12 protein-coding genes are annotated in these 13,555 nt (G+C 62.3%); 4 read left to right on the top strand and 8 right to left on the bottom strand.

What is annotated here, in order from left to right; genetic code table 11:
- Nucleotide 1: 1 nt before the first annotated feature.
- On the top strand, nucleotides 2–1,345 hold the full coding sequence (locus tag ACNAZS_RS12075) for a cytochrome ubiquinol oxidase subunit I (RefSeq protein WP_415789463.1): 1,344 nt from the start codon (nucleotides 2–4) through the stop codon (nucleotides 1,343–1,345).
- Nucleotides 1,342–2,370 carry a cytochrome d ubiquinol oxidase subunit II gene (locus tag ACNAZS_RS12070; RefSeq protein WP_415789461.1) on the top strand — a complete coding sequence of 343 codons (1,029 nt, stop codon included), beginning with the start codon at nucleotides 1,342–1,344 and terminating at the stop codon, nucleotides 2,368–2,370. Before ACNAZS_RS12075 ends, ACNAZS_RS12070 begins: the two co-directional genes overlap by 4 nt.
- 63 nt (nucleotides 2,371–2,433) lie before the next feature.
- Here the strand turns inward: ACNAZS_RS12070 and risK are convergent, their stop codons facing one another.
- Nucleotides 2,434–3,864, bottom strand: coding sequence for a sensor histidine kinase RisK (gene risK / locus ACNAZS_RS12065; protein WP_415789458.1), 1,431 nt, complete (start codon nucleotides 3,862–3,864; stop codon nucleotides 2,434–2,436).
- Nucleotides 3,865–3,879: 15 nt separating this feature from the next.
- Entirely contained in the window at nucleotides 3,880–4,581 is a 702-nt protein-coding gene (locus tag ACNAZS_RS12060) for a response regulator (protein ID WP_415789456.1), read from the bottom strand.
- Between the two features lie 164 nt (nucleotides 4,582–4,745).
- On the opposite strand from ACNAZS_RS12060, the gene ACNAZS_RS12055 reads away from it, so the two are divergent.
- Together ACNAZS_RS12055 and recQ are read left to right on the top strand one after the other, a co-directional pair.
- Nucleotides 4,746–6,152: a fimbrial protein gene (locus tag ACNAZS_RS12055; protein ID WP_415789454.1), complete on the top strand. Its 1,407-nt coding sequence runs from the start codon at nucleotides 4,746–4,748 to the stop codon at nucleotides 6,150–6,152.
- A 108-nt stretch (nucleotides 6,153–6,260) separates the two neighbouring features.
- Complete coding sequence (gene recQ, locus ACNAZS_RS12050; protein WP_415789452.1) at nucleotides 6,261–8,075, top strand: DNA helicase RecQ; 1,815 nt, start codon at nucleotides 6,261–6,263, stop codon at nucleotides 8,073–8,075.
- Between the two features lie 142 nt (nucleotides 8,076–8,217).
- Here recQ and ruvB read toward each other — a convergent pair whose 3' ends face one another.
- The 6 genes from ruvB to dusB all read right to left on the bottom strand — a co-directional run bounded on the left by ruvB (nucleotide 8,218) and on the right by dusB (nucleotide 13,528).
- The gene (gene ruvB / locus ACNAZS_RS12045) at nucleotides 8,218–9,279 is read right to left on the bottom strand and encodes a Holliday junction branch migration DNA helicase RuvB (protein ID WP_415789450.1); all 1,062 of its coding nucleotides are present in this window, start codon (nucleotides 9,277–9,279) and stop codon (nucleotides 8,218–8,220) included.
- Between the two features lie 72 nt (nucleotides 9,280–9,351).
- Nucleotides 9,352–9,924, bottom strand: coding sequence for a Holliday junction branch migration protein RuvA (gene ruvA, locus ACNAZS_RS12040; RefSeq protein ID WP_415789448.1), 573 nt, complete (start codon nucleotides 9,922–9,924; stop codon nucleotides 9,352–9,354).
- 105 nt (nucleotides 9,925–10,029) lie between these two features.
- On the bottom strand, nucleotides 10,030–10,584 hold the full coding sequence (ruvC, locus tag ACNAZS_RS12035) for a crossover junction endodeoxyribonuclease RuvC (protein WP_415789446.1): 555 nt from the start codon (nucleotides 10,582–10,584) through the stop codon (nucleotides 10,030–10,032).
- A complete protein-coding gene (purH, locus tag ACNAZS_RS12030; RefSeq protein ID WP_415789444.1) occupies nucleotides 10,584–12,173 on the bottom strand; it encodes a bifunctional phosphoribosylaminoimidazolecarboxamide formyltransferase/IMP cyclohydrolase in 1,590 nt (529 codons plus the stop codon). Before purH ends, ruvC begins: the two co-directional genes overlap by 1 nt.
- 54 nt (nucleotides 12,174–12,227) lie before the next feature.
- Nucleotides 12,228–12,467, bottom strand: coding sequence for a helix-turn-helix domain-containing protein (locus ACNAZS_RS12025; protein WP_415789442.1), 240 nt, complete (start codon nucleotides 12,465–12,467; stop codon nucleotides 12,228–12,230).
- A gap of 35 nt (nucleotides 12,468–12,502) precedes the next feature.
- Complete coding sequence (dusB, locus tag ACNAZS_RS12020; RefSeq protein ID WP_415789440.1) at nucleotides 12,503–13,528, bottom strand: tRNA dihydrouridine synthase DusB; 1,026 nt, start codon at nucleotides 13,526–13,528, stop codon at nucleotides 12,503–12,505.
- Nucleotides 13,529–13,555 lie beyond the last annotated feature (27 nt).

Here is a 13,555-nt window from a genome sequence, read left to right as displayed (position 1 = left end):
CATGGATATTGTTCCCCTACTACTGGCTCGCATCCAGTTTACGACCAGCCTCAGTTTCCTGGCACTGTTCATGGCCCTGGCGTTCGCGCTGGCCTGGCTGTTGCTGTTTTTTAAGTTGTGTACGCACGGACCCCGGCGGGCCGGGTGGACGGCCGCCTATCGGTTTTGGGTGCGTTTTTTCGCCCTGTCGTTTGTGTTGGCGTTGGCCTCCGGGCTGCCCGTCCTGATCCAGTTGGGCAGTTTGTGGCCGGGCCTGATGGACAAAATAGGCAATATCGCTGGACCGCTCGTGGGTTTTGGCGTGCTGTCGGTATTTATTCTGAAGTCGTGTTTTCTGGGCGTCATGCTGTTCGGTCAGCGGCGCGTTTCGGATGGCGTACACACCTTTGCCGTGTTTATGGTGGCGGTGGGGCAGGCGGCGACGCTGTTTTGGGTGCTGTCGCTGCAATCATGGGTCCAGACACCCGCGGGAGCGACACTGATCGATGCCCGATATCGGGTTTACGACTGGAATGCGGTGATTTTCAATCCCTCCCTGGGATGGAACTTGGGCTTGATGGCCCTGTGGTCTGCGTTGGCGGCGGCGTTCCTGATGCTGGGGGTCACGGCCTTGCATGCGCTGCGGCGTCCCCTGGACGACGGAGAGCGTTGCACGTTCAAGACGGCACTGGTGGTGGCGGTGGTGGCCTCTGCGCTGCAGATTCCCGTGCTCGCTGGCGCCTCACGTGTCATGGCGGAGCATCAACCCGCCAAGGCCGCTGCGGCCGCGGGTTATTGGCACAGCGGTGCCGAGCCCAGCTGGACGCTATTTGGGTGGCCAGATCATCGGGCCGAGAAAAATCGTTTTGCCTGGACGCTGGACCAGGCAGGCGGTGAATGGCTGGGCCGCGATACCCACGGGCAGTACCTGGGACTGGACACGTATTCAGGTATGCGGCCACCGGTGGCGCTGACGTTCTGGTTGTTGCGTGCCGTGTTGCTGTTGGGCGGGCTGATGTTGCTGATGTCGTGGGCCACCCTGATCCTGACGGCGCGACGTGGGCTGGATCCGTCTCACTTGCCTCGCTGGTGGCTACGCCTGATGGTGGGCATGGTGTACACCGGCGGCCTCGCCGTGCTGGCGGGAGGCGTTTTTTCGTTGGTGGGGATGCAGCCGTATGCGGTCAACGGCACGATCACGCAAACCGAGGTGCTGGGCACGACCGGCACAGCTGCACTGGCGTTGGGTCTGGTGGGCTATAGCGTGTTGTATATCGTGCTGATCGCGGCTTTTAACAGCATGTTGTTTCACGCAGTCCGCTACGGGGTCGTACCGGTACGCAAACCCGGAGGGGGGGCCCAATGATCGCTGCGCTGGCTGCTTCGCTGGGCGTGAGTGCCAATGATCCGACATTCTGGATCCCGTTGGTGTTCATGGGCCTGCTGTTTTTGTTAATCGCCGGCGGTGTCGTGCTCGATGGCTTTGATATCGGCGTGGGCATGTTGCTGCCGTTGGCGCCGGCCCACGAACGCGGGCGCATGATGGGCTTGCTTAGCCCATGGCGGGACGCCAACGAATTTTGGCCCCTGTTGGGGATAGGCTTGTGTGCCGCGGCCTTCCCGTTGTCGTGGGGGGTGGTGTTCGGCAGGCTGTATGGCCCGCTTGCGCTGATGGCGCTGGGGCTGATGTTGCGCAGTGTGTCCTTTGAATTTCGGATTCGGGCGCGTGCCGAGACCAAGCCGCGCTGGATTTTCGGATTCTGCCTGGGATCGCTGGCGACCGCTTTTGGCCAAGGCCTGATCCTGGGGCGCATCGCCACGGGTTATCAGACGGCCTCCGGCTACGGCTGGTTTACGGTTCTGATCGGGCTGTGTGTGGTGGCGGCCTATGGATTGCTGGGAGCGGCTTGGCTAGTGATGCGTGTCGATGGCGACTTACAGCGTCGCGCGGCGCGCTGGGCGCGTCATGCGATCCGCTGGACGGCGGTGGGCATGGTAGGCACCTCGGTCATGCTGGGACTGGCAAATGCCGGGATTTTCTACAAATGGAGCAACCCAGGTGGATTGGCGACCGTTGTGGGGGTATGGGCGGTCATGTTGCTTTGTTTCTCGTTCGTCGAAATGCTGTTGGTGCGGGTGCCACGCCACGAGTCGGCCTACCATTGGCTGCCGTTTGTATTGTGTGTGGTGTTGATCTGGCTGATGTTGGCCGGGCTGGCATATAGCCTGTTTCCGTACCTGATCCTGGACGACATGACGCTCTGGGACGGCACGGCCTCTATCGAGTCGATGCGGCTCGTGTTGTCGGCGGCGGTGGTGGGCGCGCCCGTGGTGTTGATTTTCAACCTGTGGGCGTACCGGTCCGTGTTTGGCAAAGAACGTCGTAGTTAGCAGTTTTTGCGGCGAGATGCCGTCAATTTGGCACCTTGTGCCGGTCGGGCTTTTGCCGCTAAATCAGGCGATTAACGGCAACCGAATACGCACGAGCAGCCCGCCACTCTTGGCCTGCAGCAACTCGAGGCTGCCTGCGTGGGCCCGGGCAATCGCGTCTGCCAACGCCAGGCCCAGGCCGACGCTGCCGGTGCGAGTTCGTGCATCGTCCAGGCGGGCAAAGGGGCGCAATGCCTCCGTACGCCGTTCCGGATCGATACCCGGGCCGTGGTCCGCCACGTCCAGGACGGCATGCTGGTCTTGACGATACAAGCGGATATCAATCGGTGGTTGGCCGTGATGCAAGGCGTTACCGATCAGATTGTCCAGCAGTCGTCCGAGTGCGGGCGCATCGCCCTGGATGGTCATGGCTTCGTCAGTCGCGTCCAGCGTGATCGCGGTGCCGGTACTAGTCCAGCCACCGACGTAGTCGTCCAGCCATTCGGCCAGGACCAATGGGGTGTACCGATACGCGGCGGGATCGGTGCCACGGACAAATCCAATAAATTGGTCGACCATGCGCTGCATATCCTGCAGGTCTTTGCGCAGGCCTTCTTTCAGCGTCGGGTCATCGGCCATTTCGATACGCAGCCACATACGCGACAACGGGCCTTTCAGGTCGTGAGGCAGCCCGGATAGCAATGTGCGACGGACCGAATCGGATTCGGCCAGGGCGTCCAGCATGGCGTTAAAGCGTTCCCCGAGTGCCCATGTCTCGTTCGGACCAGAGGGCACGACGCGTTGCGGTTGGCCGGCCGCCAAGCGGTCGGCGGCTTCGGCCAGGCGAGTCAGGGGACGGGTGATGTGCCAGGAAAAGCCGGCCGCCAGCAATAGCACCAGACCCAGTCCGCCCAGCCATGCCGCGATCATGGGGGGGGCCAGTGGGGGATCCAGGCGTTCGAGCGGGATGACGAGCCATTCGCGCAGGCGCGGGGCATCCTCGCTGTCGGGATTGCGGGCCAGCGATATGTAGATTTCGGGATCGGGGCCATGCGAGAGCGCGACGCGGGTGCCGTCGTTGAGTCTGTCATTCAGATCACGGATCGGCCCACGCAATTCGCGCCGGATGTCATCGGGCGGTCGATTGCCATCGCCTCGGACGTTACCCCCCCGGCGTGATGACTCGGATGAGGGAGGGCGAGGCGACTGAGGCCGGTATGTTTGCTGAAGCTGGGCTTCTGCGGGCAACGTTCGCGACCACAGCCGCCATTGATTCTGCGAGGCGTTGCGCACGAAATCGGCGCGATCCTCGGTGGGGATTTGCGACAGCGACGCACGCAGCGTACGAATGGTGGTGGCGATATAGCTGATCGCCACATCTTCGATGAATTTTTGGCGATAGTACGACGCCGTGGTCAGCGTGGCCGCCTGCGCCAGGAGAACCGCGCCAAGGACGAGCAGAATAAGGCGTGCCCGCAGCGAGCGCGGTAATAAAATTCGGGTCAGGCGATGCATGCGTCGTCGCGTGGTTTAAGGCGAGAATCGATAGCCAATGCCCCAAACGGTCTGGATCCATCGAGGTTGTTTGGGGTCGTCTTCGATGGCGCGGCGCAGACGCAGAATGGCGATGTCGATCGCGCGGTCGTTGCGCTCGCCCGCATCATCGTCGCGGGCGAGGACCAGCAGTCGCTCGCGCGACAAGGGCTTGCCTGCATTACGAACCAGTGCTTCCAGCAGGTTGATCTCACCTCCGGTCAGCTTGACGACTTCGCCGTCGCGCAGCAGTTGACGCATAGCGGGGTCGAACGTAAAGGGGCCGAAAGTCACCGGGGCATCTTTGGTCAAGGCCGAAGGGCCGCGCTTGCGGCGCAAGATGGCCTCGATACGCGCCAGGAGCTCACGCGGATCGAACGGTTTGCCCAGATAATCGTCTGCGCCAGCCTCCAGGCCGATGATGCGGTCTACGGTTTCATCGCGGGCGGTCAACAAGATAACGGGGAGGTCTTCGCCCTGTTCGCGCAGGCGACGGCAGGCATCCGCACCATCACCGCCGGGCATCATGCGATCCAGCACCAGCAGGTCGGGCGCGTAACGGGCAATGCGCGCGGGCAGATCGCTCGCATCGGCCGCCAACAGCGTATCGTAACCGTGGCGATTCAGGTAGTCAGCGAGCAATTGCCGTAAGGCGGGGTCGTCATCGACGACCAGCAGCTTGGTATGAGGAGTATCCATGTCACCATAGTGGCCGTGGAATGGCTTGGGAGCAAGAGGGCAGAAACGGATTGAAATATACCGTGGCTGTGCAGGTATTTCACGAAGACGGTATGTAGAGTCACTAAAATCGTGCCTGAATTTTCGCGTTTGCTGATGAACGTTTGCTGATGTTTTGTTTTCCGATGTCTATTTTGCTCGAAACCCTGTTTATATGCGCGCGCTCGGGCAGGCGGGCGGCACGGCTGCCATTGGCGGCAATATCCGTGTGTGTGGGGGGATTGGGGGCGTGTGCGTCGGTTGAGCCGCCCCTGGACATCGCAGCGGCGGCTCGCGATCCCGTCCCCAATGGCTTGTTGAGCACAACGGCGCCACCTGGCAGCATTGCGGATCTCGAGCCCAAACAGACGGCCGTGCCCGTCGCCCGGTTGATACAGGATGCGATCGAACGCGCCTCTCGAGAGGGCATCGGCGCGTTGGCGCCCGCCAATTCGATACCGGTCGCGCCCGCTGCCGACATACCGCTGCGTGAGCTGCCGCTCGATCCCATGCCGTGCGAGATGTCGCCGGCCGAGGGGTTGATCGATGCGTCATTGCAGATCGATGCGCCCGCGGCCCCCTTGCCCGTCCAATGCGCCAGTCTGTTCCCCGATATCGCGTCGGTGCCGGAGCAATCGTATTCTTTTGGGCTGGAGACGACGGAACTGGCGGCCGAGCATCCCGTCATATTGGTAACGCGCGCGCATCCCTCTACCCACCCCTGGTTTTCGGCCGTCGGGTCGCAGCAGGGCTTTGCTTATAGCGGGGGGCGATGGACCTATCGTGACGCCGAGGGGCCCATGCTGTCTCTGGGTAATTTGACTGCCAACGCACCGATCTGGGGCGGCACGGTCCCCATCGGTGGCCTGCAAGTCTCGTCTGGCTGGCGTGGCGGAATACAAACGCTGCCTGAGGGCGCGTTGGCTTATTCGTCGTCGGTGGGCCTGCTCAACTACACCGACACGGCCGCGTCGTCGGGGGCGATCGATTATGGCGTGACGGCCGGTAGCGGATCGCTACGCTATGGGCTGACGCCGGCGCTCACCGTGGAGAGCCAAATGCAGAGCGCGCCGAATCTGGCGACGCAGGGTGTCGGGACGACGTATGCCGCAGGCGATCTGGGTGCGTTCGCCTTTGGCGCGACACAAAGTACCTTTGACAGTGTGAACGCCTGGCGTTATCGCTTTGGTTACAGCGTCAACCTGGCCGAGTCGGTCAGCCTGGCGGTGACGAATGAGCACATTGATGCCGGGTTTGGGGATCTGGCCTCGTACCGCAACGGGGCAGGAATCGCACCCCAAATGCGTAATACTCTGGCGGCGGGCGTTCCGCTGTCTGGTTGGGGAACACTGACCGGGACGTATACCGATACGCAGGATGCCGGCGTCTCGGTGGAGCAGCGCTTTGGTCTGGAACACAGCATGCTGGTCGCGCCCACCGTCCGGTTGGCCGTTGGCGCCGATCGCGATGTGGTGACCGGCGACTATGAAGTGCGCGCGGGCATCAGTATGCCGGTCGATACGTTTATGTATGGGCGATGGTTGTCGTGGTAGCGCGGCAACGGCGCGGAAAAGCGGGCGAGGTCAAATTGTGCACCCCTGCGCCCCAGGGAATCGCAATGGGGCTTAAAATCGCCGCCATGACGTTTTTCGCTACTTCCCATGTCTGACCCGCGCGCCCAGGACGTCCTGCAGCGCGTTTTTGGTTACGAATCCTTCCGAGGCGACCAGCAATCCATTGTCGATCATGTCATCGACGGTGGCGATGCGCTGGTCTTGATGCCTACCGGTGGTGGTAAATCGCTGTGCTACCAGGTGCCCGCGCTGGTCCGCCCGGGTACCGGTATCGTGGTGTCCCCCCTGATCGCGTTGATGCAAGATCAGGTCGACGCCCTGACCGAGCTGGGGGTACGCGCCGCGTTTCTCAATTCGACACAAGACTGGCGCGTGGCGCGCGAGGTCGAGCAAGCCTTTCTGAATGGCGAGCTCGACCTGCTGTACGTGGCGCCCGAGCGATTGCTGACCGATCGGTGCCTGCAATTACTCGAGCGTGGCCGCATTGCCCTGTTTGCGATTGACGAGGCGCATTGTGTATCGCAATGGGGGCATGATTTCCGCCCCGAGTACCTTGGGCTGTCGATGCTGCACGAGCGCTGGCCCGACGTGCCGCGCATTGCCCTGACGGCGACTGCGACGGCGACCACACGCGTCGAGATCGCGCAGCGTCTGGCGTTGGATCACGCCGAGCATTTTGTGGCGAGCTTTGATCGCCCGAACATTCGCTATCGCATCGTCGAAAAAAACGAAGTGCGCCGTCAGTTGCTGGAGCTGATCCGCACCGAGCACGAGGGCGATTCGGGTGTGGTGTATTGCTTGTCACGCGCTCGTGTCGAGGAAACCGCCGATTTTCTTTGCCAGAACGGAGTTAACGCGTTGCCGTACCACGCCGGGTTAAATCCCGCAGTACGGGCCGGGAACCAGTCACGTTTTTTGCGCGAAGACGGCATCGTCATGGTCGCGACCATCGCCTTCGGCATGGGGATCGACAAGCCTGACGTCCGGTTTGTCGCGCACATTGATTTGCCCAAATCGGTGGAAGGCTATTATCAGGAAACGGGCCGGGCGGGTCGCGATGGTTTGCCTGCCTCGGCGTGGTTGGCCTATGGTTTGCAAGACGTGGTGCAGCAGCGCAGGATGATTGACGAGTCCCAGGGGGACGAGTCGTATCGGCGGCGATTGGGGCAACAGCTCGACGCGATGCTGGGGCTGTGCGAGACCGTAGAGTGCCGACGCGTGCGCCTGCTGGCGTATTTTGGGCAGACGATTACGGCCTGCGGGAATTGCGATGTCTGCCTCGAGCCGCCGCAGGCCTGGGATGGCACCGTCGCCGCACAGAAAGTGCTGTCGGCCGTTTATCGGCTATGGAAAGAGCGAGGGCAGCGTTACGGGGCGGGCCACATCATCGACATCCTGCGTGGCAAGGTCACTGATCGTACACGCCAGCATGGGCACGACACCCTGAGTGTATTTGGCGTTGGGGCCGACCTGTCCGACAACGCGTGGCGCGGCGTCTTGCGCCAATTGCTGGCTCAGGGCTTGCTGACCGTGGATCACGAGGGCTATGGCACGCTGGCCCTGACCGAGGGCAGCCGCGCGGTACTCAAGGGCGAGCATCAATTGATGCTGCGGCGCGAATCCGAAAAGAAACCCCGCAGTTCGAAGTCGAGCAATCGGACTCGCGCGGTCATCGTTGATCTGCCTACCGAAGCCCAGCCGCTGTTTAATGCCCTGCGCAATTGGCGCGGCGAGATTGCGAAGAACAACGGCGTGCCCGCTTATGTGATTTTTCACGATGCAACGCTGCGTGAAATCGCGATGGCCCGGCCAGCGTCCATGGAAGACCTGGGCCACATCAGCGGCGTCGGGGCGCGCAAGCTCGAGGCTTATGGCGAGGATATCCTGCGCTTGGTGCAATAGCCCACGCATCTGCGGTGCCCTGTGGTAGGGCGAGCCTCGGATTGATCCATGCAAAGACGCCCCTGGACTTGAACTGACCCCAAGAAGTCGAACACCAGTCCAACCCTTGGGGTCAGTTCAAGTCGGGGGGACGTCCGCGTATTTACTTGCCGAACAACTCCGCGCTGTCTGAAGGCGGCGTAAGACCCAAATGTCGCCAGGTCGTCAGCGTGGCCGTGCGTCCGCGTGGCGTGCGCTGCAGATAGCCGTGTTGAATGAGGTAGGGTTCGATCACGTCTTCGATGGTGTCACGCTCTTCGCCAATAGCTGCCGCGAGGCTGTCTACGCCCACTGGCCCGCCATCAAATTTGTGAATGATGGCCTCGAGGAGCTTGCGATCCATCAGGTCCAGGCCTTGAGGGTCGACCTCCAGCATCGCTAGCGCGCGATTGGCCGAGTCAGTATCGATGATGCCTCGCGATTTGACTTGCGCATAGTCACGCACGCGCCGCAACAAGCGGTTGGCGATACGCGGCGTGCCGCGTGCGCGCCGCGCGACCTCATTCGCACCATCAGGGGTGATTTCGACATTGAGCAGGCCCGCGCTACGCGTCACGATGCGTGCCAGGTCTTCTGCGTTATAGAACTCCAGGCGCGACACAATGCCAAAACGGTCACGCAGCGGATTGGTCAGCATCCCTGCGCGCGTGGTGGCGCCGACCAGCGTAAAGGGCTGCAGATCCAGTTTGACGCTGCGGGCAGCGGGGCCTTCGCCGATCAGGATGTCGATCTGAAAATCTTCGAGTGCCGGATACAGAATTTCTTCAACGACGGGTGACAAGCGGTGAATTTCGTCGATGAACAGGACGTCGTTTTTTTCCAGGTTGGTCAGCAGTGCTGCCAGATCGCCCGGTCGCTCGAGCACGGGTCCGGATGTCTGGCGCAGTTGCACGCCCATTTCGTGCGCGATGATGTGTGCCAGCGTTGTTTTGCCCAGCCCGGGCGGACCGAATAACAGTACATGATCCAGAGCCTCGCCGCGATTGCGCGCCGCCTGAATGAATATCTCAAGCTGCTCGCGGGCGCGTCGCTGCCCCACATACTCTTGCAGGGCTTTGGGCCGCAAGGCGCGTTCAATGGACTCTTCGTTGGGTGATACCGGTTGCGGTGTGACCAGACGAGGAGCGTCGGGCAAAGAGGAAAGCGAATCGGACTGGATGGCCATAGTTCAGAACGGGCTGGAAAAACGCCGGCGGGCAGGGATCGTACACCCCGCAGGGTACACCACCACGCAGGGTCAGCGCACCAGCGATTTGAGAGCCAAACGGATCCCGTCCGACACACTCGCGCTGTCGGGCAGACTCTTGAGCGCCGTCTGCGATTCCTTGTCCGAGTAACCGAGCGCCAGCAGGGCATTCAGAATGTCGGTCTGCGCGTCGGGGATCGCGTGCGCCGCGACGCCCAGGTCGGCGCCCAGTTTGCCCCGCATTTCCAGCAGCAGGCGTTCGGCAGTCTTCTTGCCAATCCCCGGTACGCGTGTCAGCCGGCCGGGCTCTTGCAGCGTGATCGCCTGCGCAAGATCCCCTACCGACATCCCCGACAACACCGCCAGCGCGATGCGGGCGCCAATGCCGCTGACTTTGATCAGCTCGCGAAACGCACTGCGTTCACTAGCCGTGGCAAATCCGTACAAAATGTGCGCATCTTCGCGGACCGTCAGATGGATATACAGCGTTACCCGCGATCCCAGATCGGGCAAGTTGTACAGCGTGCTCATGGGAACGTCGATGTCGTAGCCCACGCCATTGACGTCCACGCACAGCGTGGGCGGGAGTTTTTCGATCAGGGTTCCGGTGATGCGTCCGATCATGGTGTCGATATACCAACAAACGAGTGTAAGAGGGCGCGCGTTGCGCCGCGTGTTGCAGGCATTCTATACGGTGTGTGGGTCGCCTTAGGCCTTGCGGTCGTCTACTTAGATCACCAATCGCCCGCGCCGCACCCGTGCGCGGCCGCTCCCCAGGGGGGAAGACGCGCCTGCCAGCCCGCTCAGCCGTGCTTGCAGGGGGCCGACATGAGCATGGCAGATGGCGCAGGCCAGGGCGTCGGCGGAGTCAGGCGCAGGGACGCCATCCAGTGATAGCAGGCGTTGCACCATCATCTGGACTTGTTCTTTGGCCGCTCGGCCAGTGCCGACGACCGCCTTTTTTATTTGCAGCGCCGTGTATTCGTGCACCGCCAGTTGACTGTCTGCCAGCGCGCAGAGTGCCGCGCCACGCGCCTGCCCCAGCAGCAGGGTTGATGCGGGGTTGGTATTCAGGAAGACAATTTCCAGCGCGGCGACATCCGGTTGTGTATCGCGCGCGACTTGCCGCAGATTGTCCAGAATCACTTTCAAACGCTCTGGCAGCGTCAGCGCCGGCGGGACCACGATGGTGCCGCTGGCGACGTAACGCAGTCGCATGCCATCGGCATCGATCACACCGAAACCGGTGCGGCGCAGGCCGGGGTCGATGCCGAGAACACGCATTAGTGGCGGAAGTGACGCGTGCCGGTCAGCACCATGGCAATGCCATGTTCATCGGCTGCCGCGATGACTTCGTCATCACGGACGCTGCCACCCGGTTGAATCACGCACGTTGCGCCGGCACCGACCACCACATCCAGGCCATCGCGGAACGGGAAGAAGGCGTCCGACGCCACGGCCGAGCCTGCCAGCGTCAACCCGGCGTTTTCGGCCTTGATCGAGGCAATGCGGGCCGAGTCCACGCGACTCATCTGACCTGCGCCCACGCCCAGCGTCATCCCGCCGCCGACGAACACAATGGCGTTGGATTTGACGTACTTGGCCACTTTCCAGGCAAAGGTCAGGTCGTTCATTTCCTGCTCGGTGGGTTGACGCTTGGTCACCACCTTGAGTGCGTCGCGCGGCACCTGGAAGGCGTCGGGCGTTTGCACCAGCCAACCGCCACCCACGCGCTTGATGTCGAAATCATTCTGGCCTACGCCAGTGGGGATTTCGAGGACGCGCACGTTTTTCTTGGCGGCCAGCACTGCCAGAGCGGCGCCGTCATAGGCGGGGGCCAGCAGGACTTCCAGGAACTGGCTGCTGACCGCTTCGGCCGTGGCGGCGTCTACCGGACGGTTAAACGCGATGATGCCGCCAAAGGCCGACGTGGGGTCGGTCTTGAATGCTTGCTGGTAAGCGTGCAGGGTGTCTTGCGCGACGGCGACGCCGCAGGGGTTGGCATGCTTGACGATGACGCAGGCCGGCGTGTCAAAGCTACGCACGCATTCCCAGGCTGCATCGGCGTCGGCGATGTTGTTGTACGAGAGTTCTTTGCCTTGCAGTTGGCGATAGTTGCCCAACAGGCCGGGCGCGCGCTGAGCGTCGACGTAGAACGCGGCCTTTTGGTGCGGGTTTTCGCCATAACGCAGGGCTTGTGCCTGTTGGACCTGCAGGGTCAGTGTGCGGGGCCAATCCTGACGGGCCGGCGCCGCATCTTGTGCCGGCGCGGCTTCGGCCAGGCTGGTCAGGTAGGCGGCGATGGCGCCGTCGTAGGAGGCCGTGTGGGCATAGGTCTTGGCAGCCAACTCCAGGCGCAGCGCATACGACGTACTGCCCGTTTGATCCATTTCGTTCAGTACGCGGGTGTAGTCGATCGGATCGATGACGACCGTGACGCCACCGGCGTCGGTACCGTGGTTTTTGGCGGCAGCGCGCAGCATGGCGGGGCCGCCGATATCGATGTTTTCCACAGCGTCGGCAAAGCTGCAATTGGGCTTGGCGACGGTTTCGCGGAACGGATACAGGTTGACGACCAGCATGTCGATGCGATCGATGCCGTGTTTCGCGATGGTGTCCAGGTGTTCGGCGCTATCGCGGCGAGCCAGCAGGCCGCCATGGATCTTGGGATGCAGCGTCTTGACGCGGCCGTCCAGGATTTCGGGCGAGCCCGTGTGGGCGGCAACCTCGGTGACCGTCAGGCCGGACTCGGCCAGCAGGCGAGCCGTGCCCCCGGTGGATAGGAGGCGTACGCCGCGTGAGGCCAGAGCGCGGGCGAATTCGACGATGCCGGTCTTGTCGGACACCGAGAGCAGGGCGGTTTCGATTTTCATAATGGACGGCTGATAAAAGGGAAAACAGTCAGAAGCGCAGAGCGCTGAAGAGGCTCAGGGCTGGATGTTGTGCGCCTGAAGTTTTTTGCGCAGCGTATTGCGGGTGATGCCCAATATTTCGGAGGCTCGGGACTGGTTTCCGCCCGACCGTTCCAGCGCGACTTCGAGCACCGGGCGTTCGACGCAACGCATCACCATATCCCACATGTCGTGAGGCTCGGAGTCGCCCAAGTCTTCGAAATAGCGAGCCAGGCTGGCGCGCACGCAGTCTTCCAGGACATCTTTCTTACTCATTTGTACAGCTTTTATAGTTGGAGGTGAGTAGCGGATCACGCCGCCAGCAGTGGTTGCGCGGTGAGGGCCGGGATAGGCGGCCCACCGCGCGCAAGTTCGTCGAACCAGTCCGACACGGCGCGCCATTGGTCGCGCGTGTTGTCGATCTGGTTCATGCGGTCGCGAAACGGATCTGCGCCGGGCAGCCCGTCCACGTACCAGCCTATATGTTTACGCGCCGAGCGAACACCGGTGTGCTCACCGTAAAAGCGGTAGTGATCATCCAGATGTTCGAGCAGCAAATCACGCATTTCGTCGCAAGACGGCGGGGGGAGCCGATCGCCTGTGCGCAGAAAATAATCAATTTCGCGAAAAATCCAGGGCCGTCCCTGGGCCGCCCGGCCGATCATGATCGCGTCGGCACCAGTGTAGTCCAGGACAAAGCGGGCCTTGTCGGGCGAGTCGATGTCGCCATTGGCGACGACCGGGATGGAGAGCTCGGCCTTGACGGCACGGATGGTGTCATATTCGGCTTGGCCCGTATAAAGATCGGCGCGGGTGCGGCCATGCAGAGCCAGGGCGGCAATGCCGGCATCCTGGGCCTGTCGGGCGACTCGCAGCGCATTGCGGTGTTCTCGATCCCAGCCCGTGCGGGTTTTCAGGGTGACCGGGACGCCCAGCGGAGCACATGCTGCCACGACGGCATCCAGGATGCGGGCGACCAGGTCTTCGTCGCGCAGCAGCGCCGAGCCCGAGGCCAGATTACATACTTTTTTGGCCGGGCAACCCATATTGATATCGATGATGCGTGCACCGCGTTCGGCATTGAATACGGCCGCCTCGGCCATCATGGCGGGATCGGCGCCGGCGATTTGCACGGCCACCGGCGCGATTTCGCCATCATGATTCAGGCGACGCGAGGTCTTGACGCTATCCCACAGGCGTGGATTGCTGGCGGCCATTTCCGATACCGCATAGCCTGCGCCCAATCGTTTACATAATTGACGGAAAGGACGATCCGTCACCCCCGCCATGGGAGCGACCAGAACGTTATTGGAAAGCGTCCACGGGCCGATGCGCATGCGCACATTTTAACCGACCCGGGCGCG

It is taken from the genome of Bordetella tumulicola, from assembly GCF_965138755.1.
In the GTDB taxonomy this organism is placed as follows: domain Bacteria; phylum Pseudomonadota; class Gammaproteobacteria; order Burkholderiales; family Burkholderiaceae_B; genus Bordetella_A; species Bordetella_A tumulicola.
Note: the sequence above shows the minus strand (reverse complement) of the source record. Positions and strands in the feature narration are given on the sequence as shown.

Excerpts from the sequence above, each read along its gene's own strand:
- ACNAZS_RS12075 (WP_415789463.1), top strand. The coding sequence starts at position 2 with ATGGATATTGTTCCCCTACTACTGGCTCGCATCCAGTTTACGACCAGC.
- ACNAZS_RS12070 (WP_415789461.1), top strand. The coding sequence starts at position 1,342 with ATGATCGCTGCGCTGGCTGCTTCGCTGGGCGTGAGTGCCAATGATCCG.
- risK (WP_415789458.1), bottom strand. The coding sequence starts at position 3,864 with ATGCATCGCCTGACCCGAATTTTATTACCGCGCTCGCTGCGGGCACGC.
- ACNAZS_RS12060 (WP_415789456.1), bottom strand. The coding sequence starts at position 4,581 with ATGGATACTCCTCATACCAAGCTGCTGGTCGTCGATGACGACCCCGCC.
- ACNAZS_RS12055 (WP_415789454.1), top strand. The coding sequence starts at position 4,746 with ATGTCTATTTTGCTCGAAACCCTGTTTATATGCGCGCGCTCGGGCAGG.
- recQ (WP_415789452.1), top strand. The coding sequence starts at position 6,261 with ATGTCTGACCCGCGCGCCCAGGACGTCCTGCAGCGCGTTTTTGGTTAC.
- ruvB (WP_415789450.1), bottom strand. The coding sequence starts at position 9,279 with ATGGCCATCCAGTCCGATTCGCTTTCCTCTTTGCCCGACGCTCCTCGT.
- ruvA (WP_415789448.1), bottom strand. The coding sequence starts at position 9,924 with ATGATCGGACGCATCACCGGAACCCTGATCGAAAAACTCCCGCCCACG.
- ruvC (WP_415789446.1), bottom strand. The coding sequence starts at position 10,584 with ATGCGTGTTCTCGGCATCGACCCCGGCCTGCGCCGCACCGGTTTCGGT.
- purH (WP_415789444.1), bottom strand. The coding sequence starts at position 12,173 with ATGAAAATCGAAACCGCCCTGCTCTCGGTGTCCGACAAGACCGGCATC.
- ACNAZS_RS12025 (WP_415789442.1), bottom strand. The coding sequence starts at position 12,467 with ATGAGTAAGAAAGATGTCCTGGAAGACTGCGTGCGCGCCAGCCTGGCT.
- dusB (WP_415789440.1), bottom strand. The coding sequence starts at position 13,528 with ATGCGCATCGGCCCGTGGACGCTTTCCAATAACGTTCTGGTCGCTCCC.